The sequence below is a fragment of the Variovorax sp. CCNWLW186 genome, from assembly GCF_037203865.1.
Classification (GTDB): domain Bacteria; phylum Pseudomonadota; class Gammaproteobacteria; order Burkholderiales; family Burkholderiaceae_C; genus Variovorax.
This window is the reverse complement of record NZ_JBBCBO010000022.1, coordinates 1-16,008: the sequence shown is the minus strand read 5'-3', so window position 1 is coordinate 16,008 and position 16,008 is coordinate 1. Positions and strand designations below refer to the sequence as shown.

The 16,008-nt window shown below is 65.5% G+C and carries 15 protein-coding genes and 1 pseudogene; 12 read left to right on the top strand and 4 right to left on the bottom strand.

Features of this window, described 5'->3' with window-relative positions; translation table 11 throughout:
* Window positions 1–33: 33 nt before the first annotated feature.
* Entirely contained in the window at window positions 34–669 is a 636-nt protein-coding gene (locus V9K97_RS21775; RefSeq protein ID WP_337320619.1) for a peroxiredoxin-like family protein, read from the top strand.
* A gap of 75 nt (window positions 670–744) precedes the next feature.
* Here the strand turns inward: V9K97_RS21775 and V9K97_RS21770 are convergent, their stop codons facing one another.
* On the bottom strand, window positions 745–1,041 hold the full coding sequence (locus V9K97_RS21770) for a hypothetical protein (protein ID WP_337320617.1): 297 nt from the start codon (window positions 1,039–1,041) through the stop codon (window positions 745–747).
* 287 nt (window positions 1,042–1,328) lie between these two features.
* Here V9K97_RS21770 and V9K97_RS21765 point away from each other — a divergent pair, with 287 nt between their 5' ends.
* From V9K97_RS21765 to V9K97_RS21740, 6 genes are all read left to right on the top strand, one after another.
* Entirely contained in the window at window positions 1,329–1,808 is a 480-nt protein-coding gene (locus tag V9K97_RS21765; protein ID WP_145747635.1) for a carboxymuconolactone decarboxylase family protein, read from the top strand.
* A 67-nt stretch (window positions 1,809–1,875) separates the two neighbouring features.
* Window positions 1,876–2,631, top strand: coding sequence for an SDR family oxidoreductase (locus tag V9K97_RS21760; protein WP_337320613.1), 756 nt, complete (start codon window positions 1,876–1,878; stop codon window positions 2,629–2,631).
* Between the two features lie 80 nt (window positions 2,632–2,711).
* Window positions 2,712–3,293 (top strand): YceI family protein, encoded by a 582-nt coding sequence (locus tag V9K97_RS21755; RefSeq protein WP_337320611.1) that lies wholly within the window; start codon window positions 2,712–2,714, stop codon window positions 3,291–3,293.
* A gap of 36 nt (window positions 3,294–3,329) precedes the next feature.
* Window positions 3,330–3,875, top strand: a complete 546-nt coding sequence (locus V9K97_RS21750) for an Ohr family peroxiredoxin (RefSeq protein WP_337320609.1) — start codon at window positions 3,330–3,332, stop codon at window positions 3,873–3,875.
* Between the two features lie 62 nt (window positions 3,876–3,937).
* Window positions 3,938–5,431 (top strand): catalase, encoded by a 1,494-nt coding sequence (locus tag V9K97_RS21745; protein ID WP_337320607.1) that lies wholly within the window; start codon window positions 3,938–3,940, stop codon window positions 5,429–5,431.
* 15 nt (window positions 5,432–5,446) lie between these two features.
* A complete protein-coding gene (locus V9K97_RS21740) occupies window positions 5,447–6,196 on the top strand; it encodes an SDR family NAD(P)-dependent oxidoreductase (protein ID WP_337320605.1) in 750 nt (249 codons plus the stop codon).
* Between the two features lie 402 nt (window positions 6,197–6,598).
* Here the strand turns inward: V9K97_RS21740 and V9K97_RS21735 are convergent, their stop codons facing one another.
* Together V9K97_RS21735 and V9K97_RS21730 are read right to left on the bottom strand one after the other, a co-directional pair.
* Window positions 6,599–7,594 (bottom strand): acyltransferase family protein, encoded by a 996-nt coding sequence (locus V9K97_RS21735; RefSeq protein WP_337320603.1) that lies wholly within the window; start codon window positions 7,592–7,594, stop codon window positions 6,599–6,601.
* A 17-nt stretch (window positions 7,595–7,611) separates the two neighbouring features.
* Window positions 7,612–9,495, bottom strand: a complete 1,884-nt coding sequence (locus V9K97_RS21730; protein ID WP_337320601.1) for a CocE/NonD family hydrolase — start codon at window positions 9,493–9,495, stop codon at window positions 7,612–7,614.
* Window positions 9,496–9,728: 233 nt separating this feature from the next.
* Here V9K97_RS21730 and V9K97_RS21725 point away from each other — a divergent pair, with 233 nt between their 5' ends.
* Complete coding sequence (locus V9K97_RS21725) at window positions 9,729–10,799, top strand: alpha/beta fold hydrolase (protein WP_337320599.1); 1,071 nt, start codon at window positions 9,729–9,731, stop codon at window positions 10,797–10,799.
* A gap of 334 nt (window positions 10,800–11,133) precedes the next feature.
* Here the strand turns inward: V9K97_RS21725 and V9K97_RS21720 are convergent, their stop codons facing one another.
* The gene (locus V9K97_RS21720; protein ID WP_337320597.1) at window positions 11,134–12,291 is read right to left on the bottom strand and encodes a citrate synthase family protein; all 1,158 of its coding nucleotides are present in this window, start codon (window positions 12,289–12,291) and stop codon (window positions 11,134–11,136) included.
* A 122-nt stretch (window positions 12,292–12,413) separates the two neighbouring features.
* Here V9K97_RS21720 and V9K97_RS21715 point away from each other — a divergent pair, with 122 nt between their 5' ends.
* From V9K97_RS21715 to V9K97_RS21700, 4 genes and pseudogenes are all read left to right on the top strand, one after another.
* The gene (locus V9K97_RS21715; protein ID WP_337320595.1) at window positions 12,414–13,367 is read left to right on the top strand and encodes a 2-hydroxyacid dehydrogenase; all 954 of its coding nucleotides are present in this window, start codon (window positions 12,414–12,416) and stop codon (window positions 13,365–13,367) included.
* Window positions 13,368–13,431: 64 nt separating this feature from the next.
* Window positions 13,432–14,415: a Bug family tripartite tricarboxylate transporter substrate binding protein gene (locus V9K97_RS21710; protein WP_443303922.1), complete on the top strand. Its 984-nt coding sequence runs from the start codon at window positions 13,432–13,434 to the stop codon at window positions 14,413–14,415.
* A 49-nt stretch (window positions 14,416–14,464) separates the two neighbouring features.
* On the top strand, window positions 14,465–15,442 hold the full coding sequence (locus V9K97_RS21705; protein ID WP_337320593.1) for a Bug family tripartite tricarboxylate transporter substrate binding protein: 978 nt from the start codon (window positions 14,465–14,467) through the stop codon (window positions 15,440–15,442).
* Window positions 15,443–15,736: 294 nt separating this feature from the next.
* Window positions 15,737–16,008, top strand: a pseudogene (locus V9K97_RS21700) (hypothetical protein); the annotation flags it as partial.

Genomic DNA, 16,008 nt, shown 5'->3' with positions numbered 1-16,008 from the left:
GACGATCGCCCCCCTACTTTTCGAAGCCCTGCCATGAGCCCGCAACTTTCCCCTTTTGACCATAACGACGCCGCCGATGCGGTGTTCGATGCCACAGGCATCGCTGCCCGGGCCAAGCGCGTGGGTGACCTCGCGCCCGACGCGACGTTGCCGGACGGTCTCGGCCAGCCGGTTCGTCTGTCGGACGTGTGGCGCAAGGGACCGCTCGTGCTGGTCTTCTACCGTGGCGGCTGGTGCGGCTATTGCAGCCTCCAGTTGCGAGCCTGGCACCAGCGAGCGGATGACCTGGCACGGCTCGGTGCCACGCTCCTGGCGATCTCGCCGCAGACGCCCGACCGCTCGATGCGCACGGCCGAGGACAACCAATTGAGTTTCACAGTGCTCAGCGACTCCAATCTCGAAGCAGCCAACGGCTTCGAACTGGCCTTCACGCTTCCTCCCGAGCTCGTGAGCTTCTACGGTTCGGTGGGCACCGACATTCCCGTCCTGAACGGTAACGGGCTGTGGGTGTTGCCGGTTCCGGCGACCTATGTGATAGACGAGGAAGGCCGCATTCGTTTCGCCCACATCGAAGAAGACATCCGAAAGCGCGCTGAGCCGGCCGATGTGCTGCGCGTGATCGAGGGCCTGGTCCGTGGCCGTGCGCTTGCGGCGCCCGGCGGCGGCTGACGCCTGCAGTGGCTCCATGCGACGAAGCCCGCCAGAGCGGCGGGCTTCGTGCGATGGACCTTGAGAGCTCGCTGCTCAGTTGGGCGTGCCGCCGGGAACGGGCTTGCGGCGATTTGGCTTGCGCGCGTCGCGCGTCTGGTGGCGTTTTTCACCGGCAACAGCGGCCGTGTCGGTTCCGATCGCGCCGCCCTCGGCGGTCTTGACCGTATCGCCCGAGGGGGCGGCAACCTCGCCCTGCGATTTCGCCGCCACCTTGGCCTCTGCTCGCACCTGAGGCTTGCTGTCGGTGATGGCCTGGTTCTCCGCCGATTGTGCGAAGACGCTGGTCGCGGCCAGGAAGGCGGCGGTCATGACGGTGATGTGCTTGAACATGGGATTGGCTTTCCGAAAGTGAATGGGATGGCACCGCGTTGCCGCCGGCGGCCAAAAAAATTCTAGGACGCGGCTTCGCCGGTTTTCACTTTCGACTGGTGCCATTTCGGAAACATGCCGAGTCCCGATTCGATTGGTGCGCGTTGGGCAACACCGTGAAGCCTTGTGCATGGCTACCGCGGTCGACTCCCCAAATCTACGCTACGTCCTGTCTACGCGATCTTCGCAAACGGACGACTCAGCCGATTCTGAGTCCAGGCATCCGCCACCCATTCCAGGAGCTAGTCATGACCCAGCGTGTCAACTATGTCGAGCAATCGCCCGAACTCTTCAAGAAGTTCGTCGAGTTCCTCAACGCCATCAAGGAAGGCGCGATCGAAGAGCCGATCCGCAACCTCGTGTCGATCCGCACGGCGCAGCTCAATGGCTGCACCTTCTGCCTGGACATGCACGTCAAGCAGGCCAAGATCCAGGGTGAGCGAGAACTGCGCCTGTACCACCTGGCCGCATGGCGCGAGTCGACGCTGTTCATTCCGCGCGAGCGCGCGGCACTGGCCTGGACCGAAGCGCTGACCAAGCTGCCCGAGCAAGGCGTGCCCGACGATATCTACGAGCGCGTGCGCACGCAGCTGTCGGAAAAGGAAATCTCCGACCTCACGTTCCTCGTCATGTCGACCAATGCATGGAGCCGGCTGAACATTGCTTTCAAGAGCGTGCCCGGCAGCTCCGACAAGGTCTTCGGTTTGGACAAGGCCAAGCTCGCCTGACCCACGCTGCACAAACCGCCATCCGTCATCCACACGGCCCCTCGCGGGCCACAAGGAAAAAATCATCATGAAGATCGTTGTCATCGGCGGCTCGGGCCTCATTGGCTCGAAGGTCGTCAGCAAGCTGCGCGACGCCGACCACGAGGTCGTTGCCGCATCGCCCGCCTCGGGCGTCAACACCATCACCGGCGAAGGCCTGGCCGAAGCCCTCCAGGGTACGCAGGTGGTGCTGGACGTGGCCAACTCGCCCTCGTTCGAGGACAAGGCCGTGCTCGAGTTCTTCGAGACCTCGGGGCGCAACCTGTTGGCGGCGGAAGCCGTGGCCGGCGTGAAGCACCACGTGGCACTGTCGGTGGTCGGCACCGACCGCCTTTCCGAGAGCGGCTACTTCCGCGGCAAAATCGCGCAGGAAAAGCTGATCCGAGAATCGAAGATTCCGTACACCATTGTCCATTCGACGCAGTTCTTCGAGTTCCTCGGCGGCATTGCGCAATCGGGCACCGACGGTGACACCGTGCACCTTTCGCCGGCCTTCGTACAGCCGATCGCATCGGACGATGTCGCAGCCGCCGTGGCGGACTACACCCTGGGCAACCCGGTGAACGGCGTGGTCGAAATTGCCGGACCCGAGCGCGTTCGCCTCTCCGATCTCGTGCAGCGTTTTCTTGCCAAGACCAACGATCCGCGCAAGGTCGTCCAGGACGTGCACGCACGCTATTTCGGCGCGGAGCTGAAGGACGACACGCTGGTGCCGGGCGCCAATCCGCGCATCGGCGCCCTCAGCTTCGAGGCCTGGTTCGCACTGCCCAAGCCGGCACGCTGACACGACGCCCGCCCCCGGCCGCACCCTGATGCGGCGGGGGGCTTACGCCCGAAGACCGCTCTCTCGATCCTGGTGACTCCATGCCCGACACCTCCCAACTTTCCACCCTCGCTTCGTCGAACCTGGCCGACGTCAGCCGTGGCCGCTACGTCATCGACCCTGTGCATTCGCATGTGCTGTTCAGCGTGTCGCACTTCGGCATCTCGACCTACTACGGCGAGTTCACCATGCCTGGCGGCACGCTCGACATTCCACTTTCAGCAAACGAAAGCCCCGCGCGACTCGCGGTGTCTGTACCGGTCGCGAACGTGAAAACGACGAGCCGGGTCCTGGATGACGAACTCAAAAGCCCCGGCTGGCTGGACGGCGAGCGGTTTCCGTTGATCACCTTCGACTTCGCTGCGCCCCTTTCCCTTGCCGCGAATTCGTTTCAGGTGAGCGGCACACTGGCCTTGCACGGCGTGACGCGCGATGTCACTTTCGACGTGAGCTTCGTCGGCGCTGGCATGAACCCGGCCAAACAGGTCTACACGATCGGCTTTGATATTCGGGGCCGCATCCGCCGTAGCGAGTATGGAGTTACCGCTGCGCTCCCGATGATCGGCGACGAACTCGGCCTGATCATCAGCGCCGCCTTCGAACTCGAAGCTTCGGCCGCCTGAACGCACCGTATTCCCACCATCGAGCGGAAGCCTGGAATGCCCACGCAAAGAGATACAGCCACCGCCTCCGCGGCCGAAGCCGCGCAGCCAAGCCCATTGCAGCCGCCATCCCTTGCGCTGCTCGACAAGTACAAGGGGCAAGAATTCGAACCGATCTATTCGACCGTCGTCACGGTGAGCGGCGGCGAAGCAGAACACGGACGGGCCTCGGGCGTGGCGCGCTCCGATGACGGCAACCTGAACGTGCAGCTGCGGCTCCCCGCCGCCCTCGGCGGCGGCGGTGGCGGCACCAACCCGGAGCAGCTGTTCGCAGCGGCCTATGCCGCGTGCTTCCATGGGGCGTTGAACCTGCTGGCGGCGAAAAAGAAGATTCCGGTTCACGATGCCAACGTTCAGATGTCCGTCGCTTTCGGGCGCGATCCGGTCGACGGGCTTTTCATGCTCACGGCCGATGTACGGATTCATTTGCCCGATGTCGAAAAAAGCGTGGCCGAAGAGCTGGTGCGGAGCACGGAACGGTTCTGCCCCTACGCAAAGATGGCGCGCAACGGCATCACCAGCGTCGTGGCACTGGCGGCCTAGAAATCCCCACACCTGCGCCACGCTCCGTCGGCGCCTCTCCCCTGCGCTGAAAAAGGCCTTTTATGAGCGACTCATCCGACACCCCCCGCAAGACGCCGCTGACCACAGCCTTCGGCGCTCCCGTGCCCGACAACCAGAACAGCCTGACGGCCGGCCCGCGCGGTCCGCTGCTGATGCAGGACGTATGGCTGATCGAAAAGCTCGCCAACCTGAACCGCGAGATCATTCCGGAGCGCCGCATGCACGCCAAGGGCTCCGGCGCTTTTGGCACCTTCACCGTCACGCATGACATCAGCCGGTTCACGCGCGCCAAGCTCTTCAGTGCCGTGGGCAAGAAGACCGAGATGTTCGCGCGCTTCACCACGGTGGCGGGCGAACGCGGCGCGGCCGATGCCGAACGCGACATCCGCGGCTTCGCGCTCAAGTTCTATACGGAAGAAGGCAACTGGGACCTGGTGGGCAACAACACGCCGGTCTTCTTCGTGCGAGATCCGCGCAAATTCCCTGACCTCAACAAGGCGGTCAAGCGCGACCCCCGCACCAACCTGCGCAGCGCCACCAACAATTGGGACTTCTGGACGCTGCTGCCCGAGGCGCTGCACCAGGTCACCATTGTGATGAGCGACCGCGGCATTCCGGCCAGCTATCGCCACATGCACGGCTTCGGCTCGCACACCTACAGCTTCGTCAATGCACAGGACGAGCGCTTCTGGGTCAAGTTCCACTTCAAGACGCAGCAGGGCATCAGGAACCTCACGGATGCCGAGGCCGCGGCCATTGTGGGCAGCGACCGCGAAAGCCACCAGCGTGACCTGTTCGAGGCGGTCGAGCGAGGCGACTTCCCCAGATGGACGCTGTACGTTCAGGTGATGCCAGAGGCCGAGGCCGAGGCGCTGCCCTACCACCCCTTCGACCTGACCAAGGTCTGGCCCAAGAAGGACTACCCGCTGATCGAAGTGGGCGTGATGGAGCTCAACCGAAACCCCGGAAACTTCTTTGCCGATGTGGAGCAGAGCGCGTTCGCGCCCAACAACCTGGTGCCCGGCATCGGCGTGTCGCCCGACAAAATGCTGCAGGCACGCATGTTCGCGTATTCGGATGCGCAGCGCTACCGCCTGGGCGTGAACCACCACCAGATCCCGGTGAACGCCGCGCGCTGCCCGGTGCACAGCAACCACCGCGACGGCGCGATGCGCGTAGATGGCAACTACGGCGGCACGCCGCACTACGAGCCCAACAGCTTCGGCCAATGGCAGGAGCAGCCCGGCTACCGTGAGCCGCCGCTCAGGCTCCGCGGTGATGCGGACTTCTGGAACTTCCGCGAAGACGACGCGGACTACTTCAAACAGCCCGGCGATCTGTTCCGGCTGATGACGCCGGCGCAGCAGCAGGTTCTATTCGACAACACCGCGCGCGCCATGGGCGATGCGCCGGAGTTCATCAAGCGCCGCCACATCGAGAACTGCGCAAAGGCGGATCCGGCGTATGGGGCGGGTGTGGCAGAGGCCCTGGATGCACGTGGGCGACCTAGATTGAAGACTTCTCTCTCGCGTTGAACAAGGAAAAGAAACATGCAAAAACTCTCAGGCAAAGTGGCCGTGATCACCGGCGGCAACAGCGGCATTGGCCTGGCCTGCGCACAGGCTTTCGCGGCGGAAGGTGCCCGCGTCGTCATCGTGGGGCGTCGACAGGACGCGGTGGATACTGCGTTGGCAACCATCGGCCCCGACGCGATGGGCTTCGTCGGCGACGTGGCCGACCTGGCAATGCACGACCGCCTGGTCGCTGCGGTGAAGACACGGTTCGGCGCCATCGACATTTATGTAGCGAACGCGGGAACGGCCATTCTCGAGCCGTCTCCTGCCGTTACCGTGGGTAACTACGACCTGCAGTTCGCCACCAACACACGTGCGGTGTTCTTCGGCGTGACCCGGGCACTGGCGCTCATGCGCGATGGCGGATCGGTCATCCTCACAAGTTCGATCGCCGGCAGCAAGGTGATGGACAACCACGCTGTTTACGCGGGCAGCAAGGCCGCCATCGAGGCCTTTGCTCGCAACTGGGCACTCGAGCTGAAGGACCGCCGCATCCGGGTCAACGTGCTGAGTCCCGGCCCAGTGGACACGCCAATCCTCGCAAAGCTGGGCATCACGGAATCCGCACGGCCTGATTTCGACAAGAGCATGGCTGCAGCGATCCCGCTGGGTCGCTTGGGCCAGCCGAATGATCTGGCGCAAGCAGCGCTGTTCCTGGCGAGCGACGACAGCGTGTTCGTCACGGGCGTCAACCTGAAGGTCGATGGCGGTATGGCGCTGACCTGAAAGGCCGCACCGCATCTGCGTCGCTGGCGTTGGTTGTCAGGCCTGAGCCACCGCGCGCGGAGGGAGAAATCCCTTCGCGTTGGCGAGATCGGGCCACTGAAGCACGGTTTCCCTGGAGACCGGCCACTTGCCGTATCGCGTTAGCCTCATCGCCCTGCTCCTCGATGTGCAACGGGGTTGCGAGACGAAGGCATGAGAGGCTCCTTGGGCTGGGGTGCGACAAGCGACAAGAGCATCAGCGCAAGTGCCGGCATATCGGCCTGGCGCACCGGCAGCGTTCATTCGTTGCGCCGTTCCTTGCGATGGAAGCTCGAAGACTTTCATCGTAGGTAGAGCGCCCCCATTTCGGTAGGTCCGCACGATGACGCGCGCTGGTTCAGTTTCGGCACCAATGCCGCGCGATCACGCGGTGCTGCGGACCTCCGGCCATGCTTTCTGGCGCCACCTCTTCAGCGGCATGTCCACCAGATGCAGGCAGATTGCCGCCATCGTGAACGAGAACGCAAGGGTCGCGCTCAGCGTGATCCACAGCGGCTGCGTATCGCGTAACAGCAGCGCCAACGGGAAGTGCCAGAGATAGATGCCATAGGACAGCCTGCCGATGTAGACCATGGGACGCGAGGCGAGGAAGGTCGCTCTTCCGTGCTCTGCGGCATAGCAGATCAGTACGAAGGCCGACACCTCCGCCAATGTGATGCGGAGCGTGACCGCTGCGGTCTGGTTGCTCGTTGGCAGAGAAGGCAAGGCCAGGAGGACCAGCAGCACCATGCACGCGATGGCGAGCGCATGCTTGGATACCTTGAAACGAATCAGCGCCGCAATCGCCCCTAGCAAGATGCCGCTCATTCGCGTGTCGAAGCGGAAATATGCCTGCGACCAGGTCCCGTCCATGGCCACGAAGTACCGCCATGCACTCACGGCAACGAACGCAAATACCAGCCAGCCCACAGGACGCGGCGTTCGCAGAAGCAGCGGCAGGACGAGAGGCCACAGCAGGTAGAACTTTTCCTCCACGCCGAGGGACCATGTGTGGCCGATGGTGTAGGCCAGCTCCCAGAACGCCAGCGCATAGTCGTAGATGTAGAGTGCGGCAAGAACGGCGGACAGCCAGCGGTCGTCCGCCGGCCAGAGGATGGGGGCCAGCCCCACGTAGACCGCGATCATGAGCAGCAGCGTCGGGTACAAGCGCAACGCCCGGCGCGCGTAGAAGCGGCCGATATCGATGCTGCCATGGCGGTATTCCGCCGCCAGCAGCGAAGTGATGAGATAGCCTGAAAGAACGAAGAAGACATCGAGCCCGACGAAGCCGCCGCGCGCACCGGGGAGTTCGCAATGGAACAGGACCACCGCGAGGATGGACAGCGCGCGAACACCGTCAAGCGCCGGGTTGTAGGGCATGCGCATCTGTCCGACGTTCAGCGGGTGGCCAGCGGATCCGGCCGGCACGGCTGCAGGATCGTCTCGCCGCACGCCGGGTAGCTTGCCGGCCCTTTGACGTCCTTCAGCACGCCGAGCCGCACCGCGGAGTCATACCTCGCGTTGTGCAGCACATGGATGCGCTGCTTCTGCGTGAAGGTATCGAACACCAGGCCGCCGGTCTGGGCGGGTGTGTCGATCCAGATTCGCAGCCGCGACCCGCTGCGGAAGTAATGGCCCATCTTGTGGATCTCGACTCTGGCGAGGACCGGCCGGCCCGGCAGCAACGGCATGGGGTGCTCGGGCCGCTCGAGCCGAACGGGCAACAACGGCGTCGAGCGCGCGGTGTCCAGGGCGCGGTTCGACAAGCGCAGCCAGCCGCGCTGGACATAGGTCTCTTGCCCGTCCGGCCGGAGTTCGGTCACGGTGACCTGCAGGTCTGCGTCGCCCGCGCCGGCCGTGACCCAGAGATCGGCGCTGCCAGGCCCGTAGACCATCAAGTCTTCACCCAGCGGCGGCGATGTGTAGGCGACGCCCGCGGTCTTCCAGTCACCAGGCAGCGGGCCCCAGAAGCTCCGTCCCGCAATGTCGTTGACGGCCACCCCCGCGCCGGGATAGTCGAAGCCGTCCGCGGCTCCGGAGCCAGGCGCATCGGCGAGCGTCTGGCCCGCCCCCAGGTGGAACGCCTTGACGGCCAAATCGTCGCTACGGATAGGTCCCCTCTGTACGACCCAGCGAGGCTTGGGAGAAACGCGCCGCTCCAGCGCATTGCCGCTTGCGTTTGCTTCGGCGGCCTCCATCCATACGGTGGTGTGCGGTGTATCGCGTTCGAATCCGTTGTTCTCGCCCTTGACGAAGCGGTCGAGAAAACGCACCGCCATCGCCTGGAAATCCGCAGCCAGGTACATGTCGTGGCGGCCGTTGGTCTGCACCGACCACAGCTTGGCCGGATCGAGCTTCGACTGGTAGTAGCCGCTGCGCGGCGTGATGGCCTGGTCCTGGAACGCTTCGAGCGACAGCACGGGAACCTGCACCCGGTCGGCATGCGGCGCCAGGTCGTAGCTCTTCATGTGATCGTCCCGCAGGGGATGCGCCAGGAACAGGTGCATCACGGAGTTCGTGTCTTCGGCCGCGAGGTTCTTCGGGATCTGCGCCAGGCAAGCAGCGTCGCCCTCTTCCTTCGCGGTCTGCGCGACGACCTTCTCCCAGTAGGCGCGCATGGAGCCTCGCAGCGGCGTGATGAACCCGGGCGCCGGCACGCCACCGGGCATCAATGCATCGCGGAAGTCCGTCAACACCATGCCGGGCACGATCGCCCGAAGATGCGGCGGCCGGTGCTGCGCCGTCGCCAATTGGGAAGAGCCACCGTATGACCAGTTGACCATGCCGACCTTGGCGTCGGACCAGGCTTGCGAGGCCGCGAATTCGACGGCCTCGGCGCCGTGCCTTCCGAGTTGCGGCCGCGTGTACTCGAGCGGGCCGGTGGAGCATCCGCTGCCCGCGGCGTTGACGCCCATCACCGCATATCCGGCCTCGACGAGCCGCTTGTCGAGCTCCACCGACATCGATGTCTTGTACTGGAGATAGGGCGTACCCCCGATCGAGCCGGCGTCATAGCCGTTGATGCTCAAGATGACAGGGAACCTGCCCGATGCCTTTGGCAAGAGCACGCTGTAGCGCAGCCTGGCGCCGTCGGACGTCGTGACATAGCCGGTGAGACGCTTCGCCCAGAACGGAGCGGCCGGTCCCTGCGCGGGGAAATCGAAAGGCCGCGACGCCGGCAGGCCTGTGTCGGGATCCAGCGGGGCATCCTGCCCATGCGCCGCGAGCGACGCGACGAACACCGTGGTGAACGTGATGGCGGCGGCGATGAACTTCTTCATGGTTCTTGTATTCGGGTGCTTGCTGAATCGGCGGGAGGGATGTTAGGGCATCGCTGCACTGTTGGGATGGCGGAGCAAGACAACCTTGGCGCCAAAAAGTACATGCAGCCGCGAACCGATTGATGCCCGTTGCTCAACACGGTACAGCCTCGCGCGTGGCTAGTGGGCGACCCCGCACGAACCTACGATCGACGCGGCTTTCAGGATTCACAAACACGCACGGAAAGATTCAGATGACGGATTCAGCAACCCCAACCGGCATGAACGGTCCCGTGGACTTCGTGCGGCGCGGACTGCTGCGCGGCGCCGCGGCGGGTGCGGGCATCGTCGGACTGAATCTGGCGCTGGGTGGCCGGGTGGCATCCGCGCGGGGCATCGGGTCACCCGCCCTCGCCCAGACACGCTTGAAGAACGTCGATGCAGGTGTCCTGAACATCGCTTACTACGAAGCAGGTCCGGCGGATGGTCCCGCGGCGGTGCTGCTGCACGGGTTCCCGTACGACATCGAGGCGTACGCGGAAGTCGCCCCTATCCTGACTGCTGCGGGCTGCCGGGTGATCGTCCCCTATCTGCGCGGCTTCGGCCCTACGCGCTTCCTGAATGCAGGCACGCTGCGTTCGGGCGAGTTTGCGGCGTTCGGCGCGGATCTGCTGGCGCTGCTCGATGCATTGGCGTTGCCGCGCGCAGTGCTGGCGGGATATGACTGGGGCGGCAAGGCCGCCAGCGCTGTCGCCGCCCTCTGGCCCGAGCGGTGCGCGGGGTTGGTGTCGGGCAACGGCTATGCGTTTGCCGACCCGGCCGCGGCATTGATTCCGGCAAAACCCGAAAGCGAAATTCCGCTCTGGTGGCAGTTCTACTTCCAGACCGAGAAAGGACGCGCCGGCTACGCAAAGTACCGCCGCGAGTTCAACCGGCTTTTCTGGAAGCAATGGTCACCGACCTGGCGCTTTGACGACGCGACTTTTGCCCGCACCGCCGCATCGTTCGACAACCCGGACCATGTCGACGTCTCCATCCATTCGTTCCGCCATCGATTCGGCGCGGTCAAAGGAGACCCGGCCTACGCCGAGATCGATCGCAAGCTTGCGTCGCTACCCGCCATACCGGTGCGGACGGTGACCCTGGACGGTGGCGATGATGGCGCCCATGGACCGACCGACGGTTCGGCGCAGGCGGCGAAGTTCACGGGGCCACGCACACACCGTGTGATACCGGGAGCGGGACACAACCTGCCTCAAGAAGCGCCGCGCGCTTTTGCAGATGCGGTGCTCGAGCTCGTTCGCGCGGGCGGTCGTGCGAATTGAGCTTGCAAAACTCGGCGGCGGCCGCGCCCGCCTCCCGCTTGCGACTTCGCACGGCACGCGGAAGCTGCACTTGAAGAATACGTCGGCGCGCTAGCGCTCGAGCCCTCGACGAAAGCCACCGGATCGACGAAAAAGGTCCGGATGATTGGGGGAGAGGCGTGTGGTCTCGGGCGCGAGGGGGAAAACCTTGGGCTTCGACGATCGCTCCCGGCCGTGTCGCTTGAACTCTGAGCGTTTCCCATGACGCCAACCTACGATAACCAAAGGCACGTAAACACCCTATTACCGTCGGTTGGCCAAGCAGAGGACCGCAGTCCGTCTCCTGGCTGTTCCTCTAGGTACCCTCATGCGATTCGGGCATCTGGCCTACATAGCGCCCGCGCGGGCGAATGACTTGCCCCACGCCCAACTGCTCGAGGCTGTGCGCCAGCAGCCCCACGCTGCGTGCCGTTGCGAACAGGCCGAAGGCCGCATCGGCCGGCAGCCGGTGGTGCGCCGCAAGCGCGGCCAGCGCCACGTCGATGTTGGGCTGCAGCCCGGTCAGCTTGGTCACCTTGTCGATGAAGCGCGCGATGACCTTCGGCGGATCGAACAGGGCCAGCAACGCGGCCGCGCGCGGATCGCCGTCGGGATAGAGATGGTGGCCGAACCCCGCCGGCGACAGCCCGTTCGCCAGGTAGTGCGCCAGCACATGGTCTTCCCCCAGTCGCTCCACCTCGCTGAACAGCGCCCGGACGCGCCCCGAGGCATCGCCATGCAAGGGGCCGGAGAGCGTGGTCAATCCCGCAAGCAGGCATGCGGGCAATGATGCGCCGGTCGAAGCGGCTATGCGCGCGGCAAACGCCGAGCTGGTGAGCTCGTGATCGGCGAGCAGCACCAGCGCGGTTCTCAGCAATTCGGCCACCTTGGCCGGCTGCTTCCATCCTTTCGCAAAGCGCAGATGCAGCGGTTCGGTGCCTGAAGTGGCGCCGAACGCATGGGCCAGCCGGCCCACGAGGCCTTGCGCCTCGGCATGCAGCACCCGCGTGAGGCGTCCCCCGGTGGAATGGCCTGCGGCCGCCAGGCCTGCCAGCGCCGTAAAGGCTGCATCGCGGCCCGGCTTTCCGGCGCGCACCGGCGCCGGGCACGAGAAATCGACCGCGCGCCCGGCGTCCCACAACAGCTGGGCCGCATCTTCGAGCGTGGCCGTGCGGGCCAGCGCCACGGCATCGCGCCCCCTGTAGTACGGCCGCCCGCGGAAGAACGAACAAAGCGCCGTCGGAATGCTCGGCTCCGAGCCGAACAGCGTGTTGGCGGCCAGCGTCTCGTGCTTGCGCCCGGCCTGCTTGCGCTTGGCCAACGCAGCCACGTCTTCGGCGCGGTAGAGCCGGCGCCGCGTATCGGCGGGGTCGGGCATGACTTCCAGCTTGCCGCGGCTCACGTACGCGTAGAGCGTCTGGGCCTGCACACCCAGGAGGTTGCACGCCTCGTTCATCGAAATCCAGGAAGCCATCGCGGTGCCGTTCCGAGTCAATTTACATTGATTATATAGATCAATATTGACGCATATATCAATCCATTAATAGCATGCGTCCGACGCCCGGCCCTTTCGGCCGGCGTGAAACGAACAGCGAAATGAAACCCCAAGTCCTCCAACTCAATCCGATCCTCATTCCCGCGATCAACGACAAGCTCGCGTCGCTCTATGCCGTGCACAAGCACTTCGAACTGCCAGACCCCGAGGGCTGGCTGCGTCAACACGGCGCAGCGATCGATGCCGTGATCACTGGCGGGCACACAGGCATCTCGCGGGCCATGCTGGAGCAGCTGCCCAGCCTGAAGGTGGTGGCCATCAACGGCGTCGGCACCGACGCGGTCGACCTGGCGTACTGCCGCGAACGCGCGCTGCCCGTCACGGCCACGCTGGGCGCGCTCACGCAAGACGTGGCCGACCTGGCCATCGGGCTGCTCATTGCGGCGTGCCGGAACCTGTGCGCGGGCGACCGTTTTGTGCGGGACGGCCAGTGGGAGCTTCATCCCCAGCCCAGTGCCATTCCGCTCGCGCGGCGCTTCAGCGGCATGCGCGTCGGCATCGTCGGGATGGGCCGCGTGGGCCGCGCCGTGGCCGTGCGGGCGGCTGCCTTCGGTTGCGCCATTGCCTACACCGACCTGCGCGCGATGGACGATGTCGTGCATCGCTTCATTCCGAGCTTGCCGGACCTGGCCCGCGAATCCGACGCGCTGGTGCTGTGCGCTGCCGCGGACCAGGCCGAAGGCATTGTCGATGCGGCCGTGCTCGATGCACTGGGGCCGCGCGGCTTCCTGGTGAACGTGGCTCGCGGCCGCCTCGTCAACGAAGCCGACCTGACGCAAGCCCTGGCCGAGGGCCGCATCGCGGGTGCGGGCCTGGACGTTTTCGTCGACGAACCGCGCGTGCCGCAGGCGCTGCGCCAGTCAGACCGCACCACGCTGCAGGCGCACCGCGCCAGCGCCACGTGGGAGACCCGCACCGCCATGGGCGAGATGGTGCTGGCAAGCATTGCCCAGGCCCTCTCGGGCGAGCGCCCGGCCATGAGCCTGACCACCTGAGCGCCCGAGCACCTGCACTCGCGGCAAAGCGACCGCATTCAAAACAAATGAAGGAGACACACCCTTGTTCACTCGACGCCTTGCGATCCCCCTCGCCCTCCCCTTCGCCCTCGCGCTCTGCGCGATGCACCTGCCCGGCTTTGCGCAGACCTTCCCTTTGCGCCCCGTGACGCTCGTGGTTCCGTTCCCGCCGGGCGGCGGCACGGACACCGGTGGCCGCGTCATTGCCGAGCAACTGGGCCGGCGCTGGAACCAGCCCGTCATAGTCGAGAACAGGGGCGGTGCCGCCGGGCAGATCGGCGCCGACTACGTCGCCAAGGCCAAACCGGACGGCTACACGCTGCTCCTGGGCAACATCGGCACGCAGGCGATCAATCCCCTGCTGTATGCCAAGCTGCCCTACGACGCCGACAAGGCCTTCGCGCCGGTGTCCCTGGTGGCCGAGCTGCCGCTCGCGATGATGGTGCATCCGTCGGTGCCTGCGAAGACCGCGGCCGAGTTCGTGGCGCTGGCCAAGTCGAAGCCGGGCCAGATGAGCTACAGCAGCTCGGGCGCCGGGGGCGCACCGCACCTGGCCGCCGAGATGTTCAAGGACCAGACGGGCTCCTTCATCCTGCATGTGCCCTACCGCGGCGGCGGCCCGGCCATTGCCGACCTGCTCGCCGGCCATGTGCAGCTGTCGTTCATGACCGTGCTGGAGGCCTCCGGCCACATCAAGGCGGGCAAGCTGCGTGCACTGGCCGTCACCGGCGACAAGCGCGTGCCCGCGTTCCCCGACGTTCCCACGCTGGCCGAAGGCGCAGCGCCGGGCTTCAACGCGATCTCCTGGATCGGCCTGCTGGCCCCCGCGGGCACGCCACAGGACGTGGTCGACCGCATTGCAGCCGATGTGCGCGCCGTGCTCGCGGACGAATCGGTCAAGGCACGTTTCATCGGCCTGGGCGGCGTGCCGCGCGCCACCACGCCGCAGGAGTTCGCCAGGCTCATCGGCGACGACAGAAGCCGCTACGCCCAGATCATCCGCAGCCGCAAGATCACCGTCGAGTGAGCGCGCGAGCCGCCTTTCACAACAAGAGACCCCCGATAAGGAGACATTCATGCAGCTCGCTTCCCTGTTCAAGATCCTTGCCGTCTCGGCGTCGCTGGCCGCAGTGCCCGCCGTGGCGTTGGCGCAGGCCGCCTACCCGGCCCGCGCGATCAAGATCATCGTGCCCGCTCCGCCCGGCGGCGCCATCGACACCATTGCCCGCGTGGTCGGGGACAAGCTCGCGGTGTCGATGGGGCAGCCGGTGATCGTCGACAACCGGCCCGGCGCCTCCAACAACCTCGGCACCGATGCGCTCGCCAAATCGGCGCCCGACGGCTACACCATCGGCATCGTGGGCGGCAGCCACAACACGAACAAGTTCCTGTTCAAGAACCTCGGCTGGGACCCTGAGAAAAGCTTCGAGCCCATCGTCTACACGCACGAGGTTCCGCTGGTGTTCGCCATTTACCCGCAGCTCCCCGCCAAGACGCTGCCCGAGCTCGTGGCATGGATGAAGGCCCATCCGGACGAGGCCAAGGTCGCCACCTCCGGCCGCGGCAGCGCGCAAGAGATGGCGGCCGAGATGTTCCGCATGGCAAGCGGCTCACCGATGCTGCTGGTGCCCTACAAGGGCTCCTCCGCTGCGCATCCCGACTTGCTGGCCGGACGCACCGCGCTCTTCATCGACACCATCAGCGCCATCCAGCCGCAAGTGAAGGCCGGCAATGTGCGCGCGGTGGCCGTGTCCACGCGCAAGCGGACGCAGTCGCTACCCGACGTGCCGACCGCGGACGAACAGGGATTCAAGGGCTACGACGCCAACACGAACGGCGGGTTCCTGGCACCCGCGGGCACGCCCAAGGCGATCGTCGCCAAGCTCAACGCCGAAATCAATGCGGCGCTGAAGTTGCCCGACGTACGCACCAAGCTGGAAGCTGCCGGCATCGAGATCCAAGGCGGAACACCGCAGGAATACGCCGCGGTAATCAAGGCCGACCTGGCCAAGTGGGGCAAGGTGGTGAAGGAAGCGGGGATCCAGCCGGAATAAACCCGGAAGCGATACGCTCACAGCGTGGTCACTGAGGGATCGCCCACGAACTCGAGACGAATTTGCGTAGACGCGCTGGTGCGCCGTTTACCAAGTACGACACCCGACATGCGGCCGCTAGATACGAGCACCGGGCGGCACCGGGCGGCACCGTTCGGATGCGCGCTGATGCGAATATGGTCGGCGGTCTTAGAACGCTGGCGCGGCCGGCAACGGTTGCGCACGATCTGGCGGCTATGATCCGCCCGCCGCCGAAGAGCGGCCTGTCAGACCACGGAGCGAGGAGAAAAACCCATGATCGGTTTCGAGGCCCGCGCGCATCGTCGCGCCCTGGGAGTGTTCGCGCTGCTGGCGCTGGCTGGCCTGACAGCTTGCGTGGCGCCGCCGAGCTACAGAAATCGCCCCGTCGCAACGGGCGCACCGTCGACATTCGTGCTCGCGCATTCGGCGATCGTGGAGGAGCCGCGGCACGCCACCCGCCACCTCGACGAAGCGAAGACCATCGTCTACACGCAGACCCAGGGCGGCAGCCTGACGGCCGGCCTGGTGTTCGGTGCGCTGGGTGC

What these genes read in the sequence shown, in the direction of transcription:
- V9K97_RS21730 (WP_337320601.1), bottom strand. Translation starts at nt 9,495, where the DNA reads ATGAAGAAGTTCATCGCCGCCGCCATCACGTTCACCACGGTGTTCGTC.
- V9K97_RS21715 (WP_337320595.1), top strand. Translation starts at nt 12,414, where the DNA reads ATGAAACCCCAAGTCCTCCAACTCAATCCGATCCTCATTCCCGCGATC.
- V9K97_RS21720 (WP_337320597.1), bottom strand. Translation starts at nt 12,291, where the DNA reads ATGGCTTCCTGGATTTCGATGAACGAGGCGTGCAACCTCCTGGGTGTG.
- V9K97_RS21745 (WP_337320607.1), top strand. Translation starts at nt 3,938, where the DNA reads ATGAGCGACTCATCCGACACCCCCCGCAAGACGCCGCTGACCACAGCC.
- V9K97_RS21765 (WP_145747635.1), top strand. Translation starts at nt 1,329, where the DNA reads ATGACCCAGCGTGTCAACTATGTCGAGCAATCGCCCGAACTCTTCAAG.
- V9K97_RS21775 (WP_337320619.1), top strand. Translation starts at nt 34, where the DNA reads ATGAGCCCGCAACTTTCCCCTTTTGACCATAACGACGCCGCCGATGCG.
- V9K97_RS21705 (WP_337320593.1), top strand. Translation starts at nt 14,465, where the DNA reads ATGCAGCTCGCTTCCCTGTTCAAGATCCTTGCCGTCTCGGCGTCGCTG.
- V9K97_RS21725 (WP_337320599.1), top strand. Translation starts at nt 9,729, where the DNA reads ATGACGGATTCAGCAACCCCAACCGGCATGAACGGTCCCGTGGACTTC.
- V9K97_RS21770 (WP_337320617.1), bottom strand. Translation starts at nt 1,041, where the DNA reads ATGTTCAAGCACATCACCGTCATGACCGCCGCCTTCCTGGCCGCGACC.
- V9K97_RS21755 (WP_337320611.1), top strand. Translation starts at nt 2,712, where the DNA reads ATGCCCGACACCTCCCAACTTTCCACCCTCGCTTCGTCGAACCTGGCC.
- V9K97_RS21760 (WP_337320613.1), top strand. Translation starts at nt 1,876, where the DNA reads ATGAAGATCGTTGTCATCGGCGGCTCGGGCCTCATTGGCTCGAAGGTC.
- V9K97_RS21735 (WP_337320603.1), bottom strand. Translation starts at nt 7,594, where the DNA reads ATGCCCTACAACCCGGCGCTTGACGGTGTTCGCGCGCTGTCCATCCTC.
- V9K97_RS21740 (WP_337320605.1), top strand. Translation starts at nt 5,447, where the DNA reads ATGCAAAAACTCTCAGGCAAAGTGGCCGTGATCACCGGCGGCAACAGC.
- V9K97_RS21750 (WP_337320609.1), top strand. Translation starts at nt 3,330, where the DNA reads ATGCCCACGCAAAGAGATACAGCCACCGCCTCCGCGGCCGAAGCCGCG.